This window comes from Massilia sp. IC2-278, from assembly GCF_020708045.1.
Taxonomy (GTDB): Bacteria; Pseudomonadota; Gammaproteobacteria; order Burkholderiales; family Burkholderiaceae_D; genus Telluria.
Genome location: NZ_JAJFES010000018.1, coordinates 13,568 through 27,729, shown reverse-complemented (window position 1 = coordinate 27,729; position 14,162 = coordinate 13,568). Strand labels below are relative to the sequence as shown.

The window sequence follows — 14,162 nt, the reverse complement described above, 5'->3', positions numbered from 1 at the left end:
ATTCAGGCAACATTTCCTATCGCCATCATGCGCGACACCAGCCACTCTCTTTCGTCCGATGCCGCACCGGCCGCCGCTCTCTGGCGTCCTTCGGTGGTGGCCGCCTGGAGCCTGGTGTTCACGCCGGCCTTCGGTTCCTGGCTGCTGATGCATAACTGGCGCGCCCTCGGCCAGCCCCAGGCAGCCGGCCGCGCCCGCATCTGGCTGGCCGCCAGCCTCGCTATGCTGGCCCTGCAACTGCTGGCTGGCGCCATCAACCGCCGCGTCAACGGCGACTCGCCGCTGATGGCCTGGCTGGCCCTGGCCTGGCTGCTGCTGTGGCTGCTCGGCGCGGCCTGGCCGCAATGGATCGCGGTGCGCCGCCAGTACGGGCGCCGCTATGCGCGGCGCGGCTGGAACGGCGCGCTCGGCCTGGCCGTGGTGCTGGGCGGGCTTTGCTGGGCCGGCGCTTTCCTGTTCACCACCCTGCTGCTCGCGTTTACCTGAACCGCCCCTCCCTCGGCACCGGCCGCCATGATCGGTTATAGTGCCCGCCCGGCTAGCCCTTAGAACCTATCCCAGTAGGGAGGAGGAAGTTGCTGGCGATGACTGGGAAGCGCGGGCTAGGCGCGAGGACGCCGCATGGCGAGCCATGCAAGGACGAGCAACGCCGCCCCCGCTTTCCAGGCGCGTCAGCAACGACTCATTCCCTACTGGGATAGGTTCCTAGCCGGATCGCTCTTTCTCGCCATCATCCTCTGTGTGTACGTTGCCGTACCAATCGCGGGCGGCCTCAGCGCGTACACTCTCTTTGACGAAAACCGGATTACTTATGCTCGCCATTCTCGAACGCATCGACCCGCACAGCGACCGCATCGACCTGCTGGTCGAACTGGTCTGCAGCCTGCGTCCACGGCGGCGCGACGGCGGACAGGCGCGCGCGAATGTGCGCACGCTGACGCAGCTGTTGAGAGGCAACCCGCAGCAGGCCTGGGCCCTGCGCAGCTACCTCGTCACCCTGCTCGAGAAGCGCCGCCACACCAGCCTGTACAGCGACGTCGGCATCCTCTCGAACGACGGTTTCTTTACCGAACTCAAGCGCCGCATCGCCTACCGCGTGCTGCCGCCCGCGCTCGACGACATCTATTTGTCCGACGCCCTGGCCGGCGTGCTGTACGCCGAGGACGACCACGAATGGATCCGCGCCGTGCCCGACGCCGACTGGCTGGCCCTGTTCGACGTGGTGGCCTACGCGCCGCCACCCCAGGACGCGAAAGCCGACCGCGCCCGCTACGTGACGCTGACCGGCATCCTGGACGCGATCCGCACCCTGTCCTGCCGCATCTGCGCGCTGGGCCTGGAGCCGCTGCTGGTGCACAGCTACAGCCAGATCGAGGATTTCGATTCGCCCTTCCTGATGCAGAACATCGAGGTCAACGCCTACCTGGATGCCTATGCGCGCCACCTCGACGGCGTGATGGACCGCCCCGACGATCCGCGCCATTTGCTGGTGATGCTGGACCAGTGCGACGAAGTCGTGGCCAAGATCCGCCGCAACTCGCTGTCGGTCGGCACCAGCGTGGCCCTGACCTATGTGCTGGTGGCCATTACCCAAAGCATCGCGCGGCTGCGCAAGCTGCTGTTCCTGGTCGACACCAGCGAAGCGGCCGAGCCGCCGACCGTGACCGCCCCGCTGGCACTCGACGCGCCCGGCTCGCCCGACAGCCCCGGCTACAGCGGCACGATGCTGCCGGCCACGGTCGCCCAGCCGGCCCAGCCGTTGGTAAGCGAACGGCGCGCCGCCGCCCTGGCCCTGGCCCAGGAACTGATCGAGGCCCACAACACCAAGTACCAGGTGGGCGGGCTGTTCCGCGAGAACATCCACCTGCTGGCGCGCAATGTCACCGAGAACGCCAGCCGCACCGGCGAGCACTACATCGCCGAAAGCCGCGCCGGCCTGCGCCGCATGTTCGGCGCGTCGGCCGGGGCCGGCTTCATCGTCGGCTTCATGGCGATGTTCAAGATTCTGCTGGGCTACCTGCGCGCCGCGCCGCTGGTCGAGTCCTTCCTGTTCAGCATGAACTATTCGCTCGGCTTCATGCTGGTGCACATGCTGCACTGGACGATTGCCACCAAGCAGCCGGCGATGACGGCCCAGCGCATCGCCGCCGGCCTGCACAGCCGCGACGGGCGCGGGATCGACTTCGACAGCATGGCCGAGCTGGTCAATAAAGTGTTCCGCACCCAGATCGTCTCGGTGCTCGGCAACGTCGTAGTCGCCTTCCCGACGGCGCTGGTGATCGCCATCGCCGTCCAGCAAATGACGGGCCACCACCTGGTGAATGTGGAAAAGGCCCACCACCTGCTGCACGACATCGATCCCTTCCATACACCGGCCCTGTTCTATGCGGCCATTGCCGGCGTCTGGCTGTTCGTGGCCGGGCTAATTTCCGGCTACTACGACAACAAGGCGCTGTACACGCGCATGGGTCTGCGCGTGCGCCAGTTGCGCTGGCTGCGCTGGCTGCTCGGCGCCGAGCGCCGCGACCGCGTCTCCGTCTACATCGAGAACAACCTGGGTGGCCTGATGGGTAACTTCTTCTTCGGCATCCTGCTCGGCACCACTGGCACCGTCGGCTACCTGCTCGGGCTGCCACTGGACATCCGCCACGTCACCTTCTCGACCGCGAACTTCGCCACCGCCCTGGTCGCCCTCGATTACCAGATGAGCTGGCAGATGATCGCGAACGCCACCGCCGGCGTGGCCCTGATCGGCGCCGTGAATTTGCTGGTCAGCTTCAACCTGGCGCTGTGGGTGGCGCTGCGTGCACGGAATATCCGCTTCACGCGCAGCATCCTGCTGATGCGCGCACTCGGCCGGCGCTTCCTGCACGCGCCGCTCGACTTCTTATTCGGCCCGCGCGACATCGACGCCGTCGATGCCGCGCCCGAGGCTCATCGAGGACACTCAAAATGAACAAGCACCGCACGTCGATGTGGATTGCCGCGCTCGCCTTCCTGGGCGTGGTCGCTTCCTGCAAGACCCTGCCGAACGCCGAGCACCTGCCCGAGACCCCGGCCAAGGCGGTGCCGACGGTGGCCACGGCCAAGGGCACGCTGAGCCAGGCGCAATCGTCGAAGCTGCTGTCGCGGCGCTGGGCCAACGCCACGCCCGACCTGAAGTCGCTGGCCGTGCTCGAGGAGCAGGCCACCGGCGTGCCGCTGATCGCCGGCAACAACGTGCAATTGCTGTTCGACGGACCGGCCACCCTGCGCGCCATGATCGAAGCGGTGCGCGCCGCGAAGAGTACGATCAACCTGGAAACCTATATCTTCGACCAGGACCCGATCGGCCTGCAGTTCGCCGAACTGCTGATGGAAAAGCGGCGCCAGGGCGTAGTGGTGAACGTGATGTACGACAGCGTCGGCACCATCGGCACGCCGCAAGCCTTTTTCGACAACATGCGCGCCGCCGGCGTGAACATGCTGGCCTTTAATCCGATCAACCCGGCCAAGGCCAAGGGCAACTGGTCGATCAACAACCGCGACCACCGCAAGATCCTGGTGGTGGACGGCAAGGTGGGGTTCACCGGCGGCATCAACATCAGCGCCGACTATGCCAACAGCTCGCTGTTCCGTTCGGGCCGTAAAAGCGACAAGGTCGATAAAGACAAGGTCGGCTGGCGCGATACCCACATCCGCATCGACGGCCCGGCCGTCGCCACCCTGCAATATGCCTTCGTGAACAACTGGGTGCGCCAGGAAGCCGGCGAACTGCTGCCGGCCGAGTATTTCCCGCGCCTGGTCCCGGCCGGCGAGAAATTCGTGCGCGTGCTGGCCACCGAACCTGGCAGCCATTCGGAAATCTACAAATCGCTGATGGTGGCGATCAACGAAGCGAAAAAGTCGGTGCACGTGACCTCGGCCTATTTCGTGCCGGACCAGCAGATCGTGGATGCCCTGATCGCAGCAGCCAAGCGCGGCGTGGACGTGAAACTCGTGCTGCCGGGCGTGTCCGACCATGGCCTGGTGATGCAGGCCGGCCGTGCCTTCTACGAACAATTGCTCGAGGGCGGAGTCAAGATCTTCCAGTTGCAGGTGGCCGTGCTGCACGCCAAGACCGTGGTCGTGGACGGCGCCTGGTCGACCATCGGCTCGGCGAATATCGACCGCCGCAGCTTCATCCACAACTACGAACTGAACGTGGTCGTGATCGACCCCGCCTTTGGCCGCGACATGGAAGCCGCCTTCAACGAAGACCTGCGCTCGTCCAAGGAAGTCACCCTGGAACAATGGCGCGACCGCCCCTGGTCGGACCGCATCAAGGAATGGGCTTCGCGCCTGACCGAATACTGGATCTGAGCGGCGGCCGGCGTTCAGCCGCCGGCGCGCTTGGGGCGGTGGCCCTGCTCAACGAGCATGGTCATCACCAGGTCGCAATGGTCGCCCTGCACTTCGATCACGCCGTCCTTGACGGTGCCGCCCGCGCCGCAGGCCGTGCGCAACGCCTTGCCCAGCTGGGCGAGCGCGGCGGCATCTAAAGCGAGGCCCTTGACCAGGGTGACGGTCTTGCCGCCCTTTTTCTGGCGCGATACGCGCACCATGCCGTCGCCCAGGATGGCGGCGCCGGCCTTGCACTGGCATCCTGCCAGCGGCTGGCGGCAATCGGGGCACATGCGGCCGCTTTCGGTGGAATAGACCAGGCCGCTGTTTGAACTGTGCTTCATGCTTGGGAAAACGCGTGTGTGAAAACACGCGAGTGTAGCAGCTTCGCCCGGCCTAGATGCCGGCCGCCAGCATGCCCTCGCTGGCGGGCGCCCACACATTCCCGCTGCGCACGAATTTCTCGGTAAGCACCACGCGGTAGCCGCCGTTCACCACGTCCCAGCCATAACGGTCGACCTCGACCCGCTCCGGCTCCACCCGCAGCACGTTGAAGGAATTGGTCTCGCCGCGCCCCCGGGTCGAGGTGGCGGTGCCGGCCTGCACCACCAGCGCCGCGTAGGCATCGATCTGGTAGCGGGTGGCGGTGCTGGCCGCATGGCTGACGTGCATGTGGCCGGCCAGCAGCACGTCGACGCCGCACTGGGCGAAGACTTCCATCGCCATCGGCGCGCGGTTCACCAGGTCGCGCTCCTGGAAGCTTTCCGGCAGATCGAAGGGATGGTGGGTGACGACGATGCGCGTGATGTGCGGCGGCAGCCCGCCCAGGCGCTCGTGGATGCGCGTGACCTGTTCCTTGTTGACGCGGCCGTCCTTGATGGTCAGCGAGCGCGCCGTGTTGACGCCGACCACGGCGATCTCGTCATCGAGATGCACCGGGCACAAGTCGTCGGTGATGTAGCGCTTGTAGCGGTCGAGCGGCTTGGCGAAGCGCCGGAAAACGTTGTACAGGGAAATGTCGTGGTTCCCCGGCACCACGATCTGCGGGCCCGGCAGGGTGTCGAGGAAAGCCTTGGCTTCCTCGAACTCCTCGCTGCGGGCGCGCTGGGTGAGGTCGCCGGAGACCACCACCACGTCGGGGGCGACCTCGTGGACCAGCTTGCGCAGCGGCTCCAGCAGGGCCGGGTCGACGCGGCCGAAATGCAGGTCGGACAAGTGGACAAGTGTACGCATCAGGATTTCTCGCTCAGGTTGGTGGAAGCGCTCCGTGCACTGGCGGCACTGGAAGCACGGGCAGCTTGCGCGGCCTGGCGCCGGCGCAGCGTGGCCACGCCGGTCACGCACACCGATAGCCAGGCACAGCCTTCGGCCATGGCCGCCAGCACGTCGCTCAAATAATGGGCGCCCAGATAAAGGCGCGAGCCGGCCACCAGCAGCACCATGACGCAGGCCAGCAGCACCCAGCCGGCACGCGCCTGCCAGGAACGGGCATGGCGCACCAGGTAGCAGGCCAGGAAGCCGTACAGCAGGGTCGCGGCCACCGTATGGCCGCTCGGGAAACTGTAGGTCGTGAGGGTGAGGATGGGTTCCTCGAAATGCGGCCGCGCACGCTCGAAGGTGTGCTTCATGAGCACGTTCAGGACCATGCCGCCCGGCACCGTCACCAGGATGGTGAGCATCCAGTGACGCGCGCCGCGGCGATACAACCACCAGCCGGCCAGGCCGGTCAACGCCAGCACGCCGGGGGTGCTGTGCAATTGGGTCAGCACCATCAGCGAGGTGCGCAAGGCGTCGTTGCCATGGGCGTGGGCATGCAGCCAGTTCGCCAGGTCGACGTCGAGCTGGGTGATGGGCGCCCCTGCCACCACCGCCCCGGCGATGCGCGCGAAACCGGCCATCGCCAGTAGCAGCACCAGCACGCCAAGGGTCAGGTGCAGGCCGAATTCCTCTGCGGGCGAGAAGCGTGCGCGCGCGAAACGGTGCAGGCGGGCAGTCAATGATTTGTCCATCGACATCAAATGGGGATGCATGGCAAAAAAACTACAGTCAAAAAATATTACTGGTTATTTGTACAGTACCTGTAGATTTATACAGTGGTTATGCTATTCTGTACTCACTTGACCAACACAACAAAACGATAGGGAAACGTCAATGACCACTCTGAACAACTCCTTCGGCCTGGAATACGCTCCTGCTCCTTTCATGATGCGCTTCGGCCGCCGCGAACTCACCGTCACGCGTGACTTCCGCAAGCGCTTCTACCCGGTCAACCCGGTCATCGAATGCGATACCGGCATCGAAGCGGGCCACGTCGAGGTGTTGTTGTTCGGCCGCTGGCTGCTGATCCTCTCGAAGGCGCATCAAGTCTCGCACTAAGTCTCGCATCAAGACGGGCCTCACCAGTTTCCTCCCTCCCCGACCGGCGCGCACCAATCCGTGCCGGCGGGGCTTGCTCCCGGCGCCCTGCTTCCTTCGCAGCGGCCGCCGCAGTGTGCAAGAACGCCCGATGCGCCGCGCGACCCGTTCCTGGCCGCGGCGCACCGGGCGACCACCCTCCAGCCTCCAGCATTCTCCCGCGCCGCCGCGCACGCCTTTGCTCATGCCTTTGCGCATAGCCTTGTGCACGGCCTTGCGAATGGCATTGCTTCAATGCTAACAGCGAACGCCCGGCTGTCGCGCACAACTGTCTCTTCCTTTCCTGCTTTCACGTGCCGGCGTGCCGCAAGCCTACGGCGCGCCAGCCCAACAAAAAATGCCTTGAAATACACGGCACGATCACGACTGTGATAGTTCGATAACGCGGCGCTGCCGTCTGTGCGCAATCGCGCAATCCCGCAGCCCGCGCTTGTTTCGTACCAACCGACAGGAAAGGAACACGTCATGTCCGTAAAACTTCGCAAGATCAATGAGCAAGTCATCGTGATTACCGGCGCCAGCAGCGGCATCGGCCTCACGACCGCACGCATGGCCGCCGAACAGGGCGCCAAGCTGGTGCTGGCCTCGCGCAACGGCGACGCCCTCGACCAGCTGGCCAGCGAGCTGCGGCGCCAGGGCTGCCAGGTGGCCACCGTCGCCGCCGACGTCGGCAACGCCAATGACGTCGAGCGCATCGGCGCCACCGCCATGGAGCGCTTCGGCCGCATCGACACCTGGGTCAACAACGCCGGCGTCGGCACCTTCGGCCGCCTGGAGGAAGTGGCGCTGGAAGACCACATCCGCCTGTTCCAGACCAATTTCTGGGGCGTGGTGAATGGTTCGCTGGAAGCGGTGAAGCGCATGAAGCAGCGCGGCGGCGGCGCCCTCATCAACGTCGGCAGCGAAGTGTCGGAGCGCGCCGCGCCGCTGCAGGGCATGTACTCGGCCTCGAAGCACGCCGTGAAAGGCTTTACCGACGCCCTGCGCATGGAACTGGAAAAGGAAGAGGCGCCGGTTTCGGTGACGCTGGTCAGGCCGGCCGCGATCGACACCATGTTCGCGCTGCACGCGAAGAACTACATGGAGAAGGAAGCGGTGCTGCCGGCGCCCGTGTATGCGCCGGAGATCGTGGCCAAGGCCATTCTGTACTGCGCCCAGCATCCGAAGCGCGACATTTTTGTTGGCGGCGCCTCGAAGCTGGTGTCCTCGGGCGCTGCCCACATGCCACGCCTGCTCGACAAGTACATGAACGCCTCGATGTTCAAGCAGCAGAAGTCGAAATACGACAAGCAGCCCGGCCGCACCGACGCCCTGCATGCGCCCGATCCGACCCAGGCCCTGCGCGAGCGCCAGGGCATGACCGAGCGCCATGTGGCCGAAAGCTCGGCCTACACGGCGCTGGCGCTGCGCTCGAAACCGGTCACCACCGCCCTGCTGGCCGGTGGCGCGCTGTTCGGGGCCTTATTCGCGGCCCGCGGGATCTCGCGGCGGCTGGCTCGCTAGGAAGTCGGTATCGTCTTCCGTGAGCGGCAGGTCGGGGATGGATTCGATACGGTCCGTATCGATATCGGCGCCATCCCTGGCCACCGTGTCGCGGCCGGCGGCGGCGCGCTCGCCGGTGCCGCCCATGTCGGTGTCGCCCGAGAAATCGGCGTCGCCGACGTCGGGGCCGGCGGTGTCGCCGGCGTGGCTCTGCTCGAGGTCCGAGGTCGTGCCTTCGTCGAGGTGGATCAGCTGGTCGTCGTCGAGGTTGCCGGCAAAGCCGGGGCCGCCGACAACGTCGCTGCCGGTATCGGAAATATCGCTCGGCCCGAGGGCGTCGGTGCCGTGGCCCTTGCCAAGGCTGCGGTCCGGGGCTTCCGGGAAGTTATCCGGATCGAGGGTGCTGGCTCCAGTCATATTGCCTCCATATACAGGTAGTGGGTGGATGGTGTCAGGCTACAGAGTTTCCTGCCTGCGCGTCGCAGCGCATGGCATCGGCCTGACGGTGGATGCTGCTAGAAAGCGTGGCGCATGCCGATATTGAAGGCCTTGTTGCCGCTGCCCGGCGCGCTGGCGTTGCCGACCGTATAGCCGGCGCCATTGCGGTTGCGGATGTGCGAGTACGCGGCGTAGAAATCGGTACGGCGCGACACCGCATAGCTGGCGCCGAAGGCGGCCTGGTTGGCGTCCTGGTTGGCCAGGTCGCGGTCGTCCTTGCGGATATAGGACGCTAGCAGGGTAAAGGAACGGTCGACCGGCACCGCCATCCCGAACAGCACGTCGCGGCTACTGTTCGACGGCGTGCGCGCCATGCCGGCGGCGTAGGGATTATCGGGATTGAAAAGCGGCGAACTGGAAATGCCGCGGCTCATGCTGTAGGCCGCATAGGCGGTGCCCCAGCCGAGGCGCAGGTTAGCGGCCAGCAGCGAATTCTTCGACGTCATGTCGTTGCTGGTCTTGTAGTTGAGCTGGGCCCGTACCGCGCCCTGGTTGCGGTGCGCCGCGCGCACCGTCAGCGGGCCACTGGTCAGGCCCACCGTCATGCCCCAGGCACGTCCGGCCGGCGAAGTGTCGAGGTCGCGCGCGGCCCAGGAGGCGCCGGCAGAAAAGCCGTTCGGCAGGGTCTTGTAGTACTGGACGCTGTTGTCGGTGCGGCGCGGGCCGCCGATCAGGTTGGTCGCACTGCCGGCGGTGCCGCCCTTGAAGGGATCGGCGACGTCGGCCAGGGCCAGGTATTCCAGGTTGTACTGGCGGCCGATGGTGACGGCGCCGAATTCGCCCGTCAGGCCAACCCAGGCCTGGTGCTCCAGGTGCTCGCGTGCGAAGTCGCTGCCCGGGTTGCGGCGCTGTTCGTGGTCGAGCGTGCGGCCGGTCTCGTGGTTGTTCGCGGCGCGGCCGGTGTCGAGCCGGAGCTCGGTTTCGAAGCCGAAGATGGCGCTGGTGTTCTGGCCGACCGCTTCGCTGCCCTGGATGCCGATGCGCGAGGCCGATGCCACGCCGCTGCCAACACGCGTCGTGCAAGCGTTCGTGCAGCCACGCTCGCCAACCACGCCGGCGTCGAGCACGCCATAGGTCGTGATCCCGCGTGGGCCCGCATCCTGTGCGCAGGCAGCGGCGGCACTTCCTCCCAGCATGGCAAATGTGACAAGCGACTTGAGCATCGGCGTATTCCTCTCTACGCCTCTACCTTACGCCTCTCCAAGCGAGTTCATCTGTCAAAAAGCTCACATACCGCTCACCAGAATGGCTTGTCTTTTTGTAGGTATATTCCCACGATGATTCTTGGTTGCAACTAAGCGGCTGCCGTCCGCTGCGCCGGCGGCGCCAGCGCCACCGCATTCTTGCCGCCGCGCTTGGCCACGTACATGGCCTGGTCGGCGCGCGCCAGCCAGGCCTCCAGGTCTGCCGCGTCGCCCGGCAGGTGCAGGGCCACGCCGACGCTGGCGCCGACACTGACGGTGCCGTTCTTCAGCGCATACGGCTGGCGCAGCGACGCCAGCAGGCTTTGCGCCTTGTCCTCGGCGTCGCCAAGATGGGCCAGGTTCTCGAGGATCACCACGAATTCGTCGCCGGCCAGGCGCGCCACGGTATCGGTGCGCCGCACCGCCTCGGCAATGCGCGACCCGAACTGGCGCAGCAGCTCGTCGCCCTCCTCGTGCCCGTGGGTATCGTTGACGGCCTTGAAGCCGTCCATGTCGAGGAACAGCAAGGCGCAGGGCTTGCCGCTGCGCGCTGAGCGCTCCATCGCATCGGGCAGCGTTTCCATCAGCGCGCGCCGGTTCGGCAGGCCGGTCAGCACGTCGCGCAGCAGCAGGGCCTGCAGCTCGGCGGTGCGCAGCGCCACCGTCGATTCGAGCTGCAGGTTCATGGTTTCCAGCGCCTGGCGATGGGTTTCCTCGCTGCGCACCAGTTCGCGCATTGCCTGCGACAAGACCTGCGCCTCGTGGAAGCCGGCCACCACCGGAATCTCGGGCGCCGGGCGGCCGGCATCGGTTTCGTGGGCAGCCAGTTCGATGGCATTGCTGAGCGCATCCATCGGCCGCGTCAGGCGCCGCGCCAGCAGCACCGCCGAACCGGCCAGCACCGCCGCCATCAGGATACTCAGCCAGATCATGCGCCGCTCCAGCACGCGCGCGCCGGCCAGGGCAGCATCCTCGCTGTGGCGCACCAGTACCGACCACTTCAGGGTCGCGGGATCGCCATCGGCGCCGGTGCGGCTGTAGCCCGTGAAATACACCTTGCCGTCGGGCCCGGTTTCGCTCATGGAACCGGTCTCGCCCTTCGCTGCCAGACGCAGGCTGGGCGTGTCGATGTGCGTTTCGATCAGTTGTTCGGGGCCCAGCAAGACCATGCCGTCGTCGCGCACGACCAGCACCTCGGCGCCGTATTCGCGCAAGGCCGGCGTCAGGAGCTCGGCGGCACGCTTGCGCACCCATTGCCAGCTCATGTGCATGCCCACCACGCCGACGAACTCGCCTTGATCGTTCTTCAGCGGCGCCGACACGTCGACGAAGCGCCAGGGGTCGGGCGACTTCGGCAGCAGCTTGCCGAGCAGGACGGCAGGATGGTAGTCGGAGGCGTGCAAGCCCTGGCGTCCGCCCTGGAACCAGGGCCGGGCATCGACCTGCGCGCCCTCCAGCAGGCGCCCGGTGGACGCCATCAGGCGCCCATTGGCATCGGTCACCCCGATCCAGGCGTACTCCGGCACCGAACGCTGCAGCGATTCGAGGGCGCTGCGGGTGGCGTCGACGTCGTGCACCGAGCGGATTTGCGGCAATTCGGAGAGCAGCTTGACGTTGGCGGCGGCATTGCCGATCACCCGGTTCAACGAATCGCGCATCTGCCAGGACAGCTGCTGCAGGCGCAGCTGCGCTTCCTTGCGCGCCTGCTGGTGGGCGAAGTGGCTGACCAGGGCTAGGTGCAGGAGCATGGTCAGGACGACGGCGGCGCTGACGACGAGCATGGTCAGGGTAGCCAGGCGAAGTGGACGTTTAACGGAAGCGCGCGGGCGGGTGGCGGAGATGGTCAGCACGTCGTCATTTTAATTCTCTCGGGCAAGACGACATGATACCGTCCTTGCCGGCCCAGAAAACAAAAACCGGCTACTGCCGCAGAGGAAACCGTTAGTCAAACGGATGTTGAACGCCAAAGTCGTTGTTTAACAGCAACGACTTTGCGGGCCAGACAGGCTATCGCGCCAGTGCGCCGCCGTTCATGACGAACTCGTGTGTATTTCAGTTTCGGGAACCCCGGCAAGCTGGCTGGCGTGACAATTGGTGAGCCTTCTGCGACTTGCTCAGCATTATCATCTGTTTCGAACGGCGCACCTGACGCCGGCATACTGAGAGAGAAAGCAATGAAACAGATTGTCCTGGCCGCGCTGGCGGCAATGGCGCTGGCTGCCTGTGGAGGCGGTGGTGGCGGTAGCGGCAGTACGACAGCCCCGGCGCCGGCGCCGATCACCCCGCCGCCGGTGTCCCAGCTGGCAGCCTACGTCGGCACCTGGGTCTCCGCCTGCGATGGCCGCGAGCTGAACAGCGTCACCGTCACCCGCGCCAGCGGTTCGGCGGATGCGATCGTCATTTCCTACAAGTCCGACTACTACGCCAACCTGAATTGCACCGGCAACGTGGTGGCAACCTGGACGCAAAGCGCGGACGCCACCGCCGTATACGCCGGCAGCGTCGATTCCTCGATCGTCTTCACGGCCGGCGCCAGCCCGACGCCGGCCAGGGTCGACAAGGTCACCGCAACCCTGCCGGCGCACACGCAGTCCGTCGTCGGCCCTAACGTCACCCACACGGTGCAGTTCGGCCAGCCGCAATGGTGCATCAATTTCGGCGACGGCACGTCCACCTGCGTCCACGACCGCGGCGCGCAGCCGGCGCAGACCGTCGACGGCGGCCTGTACCTGCGCGAGAACGAGATGTTCGAACTGACGCCAAGCGGATCGACGTATGTGGTGAACGAGCGCTTTACGCGCAAGTGATCCGACAGGCTGTACTTGATGGACCGGCTGGAGCGCCGGGTATGGCGCTCCGGCGTTACGGCACGCTTCCATGTCGCTCTACACCAGAAAAATGACTACTCTCTTTGCGGAAAAGCGTCCTCCCGTCCACCTGGAAACCATCGACCGCCCGTCGGTGCGGCAATTCGTCGCGGCGGACAGCCAGTACTTGCTCGATGCGATTGCCGCCGGGCGCAACCCTTCCCTCATCGTGTTCTTCGTGGTCCTCGTTTCCTTGATCCGCATCTCCGGTAAGGACCACCGTCTCGCTCTGCACGCCGGCGGCCGCCTTGCCCCCACTGCCCGGCTTGCGATGATTTATGTATAATGCCGGTTCCTCAAAGGAAGCGTGGCCGAGTGGTTGAAGGCAGCAGTCTTGAAAACTGCCGACGGGGGAACCCGTTCGTGAGTTCGAATCTCACCGCTTCCGCCAGAATTCTTTGAAGAACCCAGCAATGGTTTTTTCTCGTTTGCCCCTCATGGGCGCCCGCTTTCTCGCCCAGGTTAACCACATCCCACCCTTGACACAGCTCGGCCGTCCGATGAAGGGAGGCCAGGGCTGCTCAAGATTCCTTGGTATCTCAACCGTTCGCTTCTGGCCGGCCCCCGCCTTTTGCGACGGTTGCGGCGACCCGAAGCAGACATGGCCAAACAGGCTTTTCGGCTGCGACAGCATAGTGAATCTGCCTACGCTTTTGCAGCATCTTTGACGCGGCTGTGGCAAGGGCTTCTCTTCGATTACGCGGGCCATTAAACGACCAGTCTCATCAAATAACCGACGAGATGACCACCAGTGGCAAGCCAACGGTCTAAAGGAATGCCATTGTGCGTTAGTGCTTGCATAACGTCTTCGTCTTTGAATTTCATTCTCCTGCCATGCCTGCTCTTGGCCATTTGCAGCGGACCGGAACAGCGGCCCCCTTGTCGTCACCTTGGTCATCCACCTCGAGGCGATCTCACCGGCGCCGCAAGGTAGCAGCGGCATATGTCGGCTCTTGCTGCCCTTGCCGTGCGCCTGCAGGTAAAACACGCTGCGGCGCTCGTGTACGTCGATCTGACGTAGAGCGCATAGCTCGGCGCGGCGCAAGGCGTGGTAGAGCTGGGTGACTAGGATGGCGCGATCGCAGGCCTCAAGGTCGAGTCATCCGGTGCCGCCAGCACCGCACGCTTGGTGGTCGCCGATCGCCGATGTTCCATCTTCCAGACTGGCCGCCTCCGGGCGTTTCATACCCTCGACCACATTGCCGGCGATTGCATTCGCTTCGCCAAGCGCGTCGAACAGCGACGACAAATTGCAGCGGATGGTTGTGCTGCCAAGGCGCCCTGCTCCAGGCTGCCCGCCAAGCCAGTACATGGCCGCGGCCGACTTGACGGAACCCATGCAGACGCACAATCA

The 14,162-nt window shown here is 65.4% G+C and carries 14 protein-coding genes, 1 tRNA gene and 1 pseudogene; 8 read left to right on the top strand and 8 right to left on the bottom strand.

The annotated features are described in order from the left end of the window. The first annotated feature begins 27 nt into the window (after positions 1 to 27). The 3 genes from LK540_RS22320 to cls all read left to right on the top strand — a co-directional run bounded on the left by LK540_RS22320 (position 28) and on the right by cls (position 4,341). A complete protein-coding gene (locus tag LK540_RS22320; protein ID WP_229439593.1) occupies positions 28 to 486 on the top strand; it encodes a hypothetical protein in 459 nt (152 codons plus the stop codon). 325 nt (positions 487 to 811) lie between these two features. Beyond that, positions 812 to 2,956, top strand: a complete 2,145-nt coding sequence (locus LK540_RS22315; RefSeq protein ID WP_229439592.1) for a site-specific recombinase — start codon at positions 812 to 814, stop codon at positions 2,954 to 2,956. Continuing rightward, positions 2,953 to 4,341, top strand: a complete 1,389-nt coding sequence (cls, locus tag LK540_RS22310; protein ID WP_229439591.1) for a cardiolipin synthase — start codon at positions 2,953 to 2,955, stop codon at positions 4,339 to 4,341. Before LK540_RS22315 ends, cls begins: the two co-directional genes overlap by 4 nt. A gap of 14 nt (positions 4,342 to 4,355) precedes the next feature. On the opposite strand, the gene LK540_RS22305 is transcribed toward cls, so the two are convergent. The 3 genes from LK540_RS22305 to LK540_RS22295 are packed head-to-tail and all read right to left on the bottom strand — an operon-like array spanning position 4,356 to position 6,359. Continuing rightward, entirely contained in the window at positions 4,356 to 4,706 is a 351-nt protein-coding gene (locus tag LK540_RS22305) for a translation initiation factor Sui1 (protein ID WP_229439590.1), read from the bottom strand. Positions 4,707 to 4,758: 52 nt separating this feature from the next. Continuing rightward, positions 4,759 to 5,595, bottom strand: coding sequence for a metallophosphoesterase (locus tag LK540_RS22300; RefSeq protein WP_229439589.1), 837 nt, complete (start codon positions 5,593 to 5,595; stop codon positions 4,759 to 4,761). Next, positions 5,595 to 6,359: a phosphatase PAP2 family protein gene (locus LK540_RS22295; protein WP_229439588.1), complete on the bottom strand. Its 765-nt coding sequence runs from the start codon at positions 6,357 to 6,359 to the stop codon at positions 5,595 to 5,597. The genes LK540_RS22300 and LK540_RS22295 overlap by 1 nt, the downstream gene beginning before the upstream one ends. 154 nt (positions 6,360 to 6,513) lie before the next feature. Between LK540_RS22295 and LK540_RS22290 the strand changes: the two genes are divergently transcribed. Both LK540_RS22290 and LK540_RS22285 read left to right on the top strand, forming a co-directional pair. Then, positions 6,514 to 6,738: a hypothetical protein gene (locus LK540_RS22290; protein WP_229439587.1), complete on the top strand. Its 225-nt coding sequence runs from the start codon at positions 6,514 to 6,516 to the stop codon at positions 6,736 to 6,738. Between the two features lie 504 nt (positions 6,739 to 7,242). Next, positions 7,243 to 8,280 (top strand): SDR family oxidoreductase, encoded by a 1,038-nt coding sequence (locus tag LK540_RS22285; RefSeq protein WP_229439586.1) that lies wholly within the window; start codon positions 7,243 to 7,245, stop codon positions 8,278 to 8,280. On the opposite strand, the gene LK540_RS22280 is transcribed toward LK540_RS22285, so the two are convergent. The 3 genes from LK540_RS22280 to LK540_RS22270 form a co-directional block, all read right to left on the bottom strand. Further along, positions 8,239 to 8,676, bottom strand: a complete 438-nt coding sequence (locus LK540_RS22280; RefSeq protein WP_229439585.1) for a hypothetical protein — start codon at positions 8,674 to 8,676, stop codon at positions 8,239 to 8,241. The genes LK540_RS22285 and LK540_RS22280 overlap by 42 nt on opposite strands. 98 nt (positions 8,677 to 8,774) lie before the next feature. Continuing rightward, positions 8,775 to 9,920, bottom strand: a complete 1,146-nt coding sequence (locus LK540_RS22275) for a porin (RefSeq protein ID WP_229439584.1) — start codon at positions 9,918 to 9,920, stop codon at positions 8,775 to 8,777. Positions 9,921 to 10,051: 131 nt separating this feature from the next. Then, the gene (locus LK540_RS22270; RefSeq protein ID WP_374041386.1) at positions 10,052 to 11,791 is read right to left on the bottom strand and encodes a diguanylate cyclase domain-containing protein; all 1,740 of its coding nucleotides are present in this window, start codon (positions 11,789 to 11,791) and stop codon (positions 10,052 to 10,054) included. A gap of 324 nt (positions 11,792 to 12,115) precedes the next feature. Here LK540_RS22270 and LK540_RS22265 point away from each other — a divergent pair, with 324 nt between their 5' ends. From LK540_RS22265 to LK540_RS22255, 3 genes are all read left to right on the top strand, one after another. After that, positions 12,116 to 12,748 (top strand): hypothetical protein, encoded by a 633-nt coding sequence (locus LK540_RS22265; RefSeq protein WP_229439583.1) that lies wholly within the window; start codon positions 12,116 to 12,118, stop codon positions 12,746 to 12,748. A gap of 70 nt (positions 12,749 to 12,818) precedes the next feature. Continuing rightward, positions 12,819 to 13,094: a hypothetical protein gene (locus tag LK540_RS22260; protein ID WP_229439582.1), complete on the top strand. Its 276-nt coding sequence runs from the start codon at positions 12,819 to 12,821 to the stop codon at positions 13,092 to 13,094. Between the two features lie 15 nt (positions 13,095 to 13,109). Beyond that, positions 13,110 to 13,199, top strand: a tRNA-Ser gene (locus LK540_RS22255). On the opposite strand, the pseudogene LK540_RS25415 reads toward LK540_RS22255, so the two are convergent. Together LK540_RS25415 and LK540_RS22250 are read right to left on the bottom strand one after the other, a co-directional pair. After that, a pseudogene (locus tag LK540_RS25415) lies at positions 13,185 to 13,886 on the bottom strand (hypothetical protein); the annotation flags it as partial. The gene LK540_RS22255 and the pseudogene LK540_RS25415 sit on opposite strands and share 15 nt — an antisense overlap. Before the next feature lie 21 nt (positions 13,887 to 13,907). Next, positions 13,908 to 14,147 (bottom strand): hypothetical protein, encoded by a 240-nt coding sequence (locus LK540_RS22250; protein ID WP_229439581.1) that lies wholly within the window; start codon positions 14,145 to 14,147, stop codon positions 13,908 to 13,910. Positions 14,148 to 14,162 lie beyond the last annotated feature (15 nt).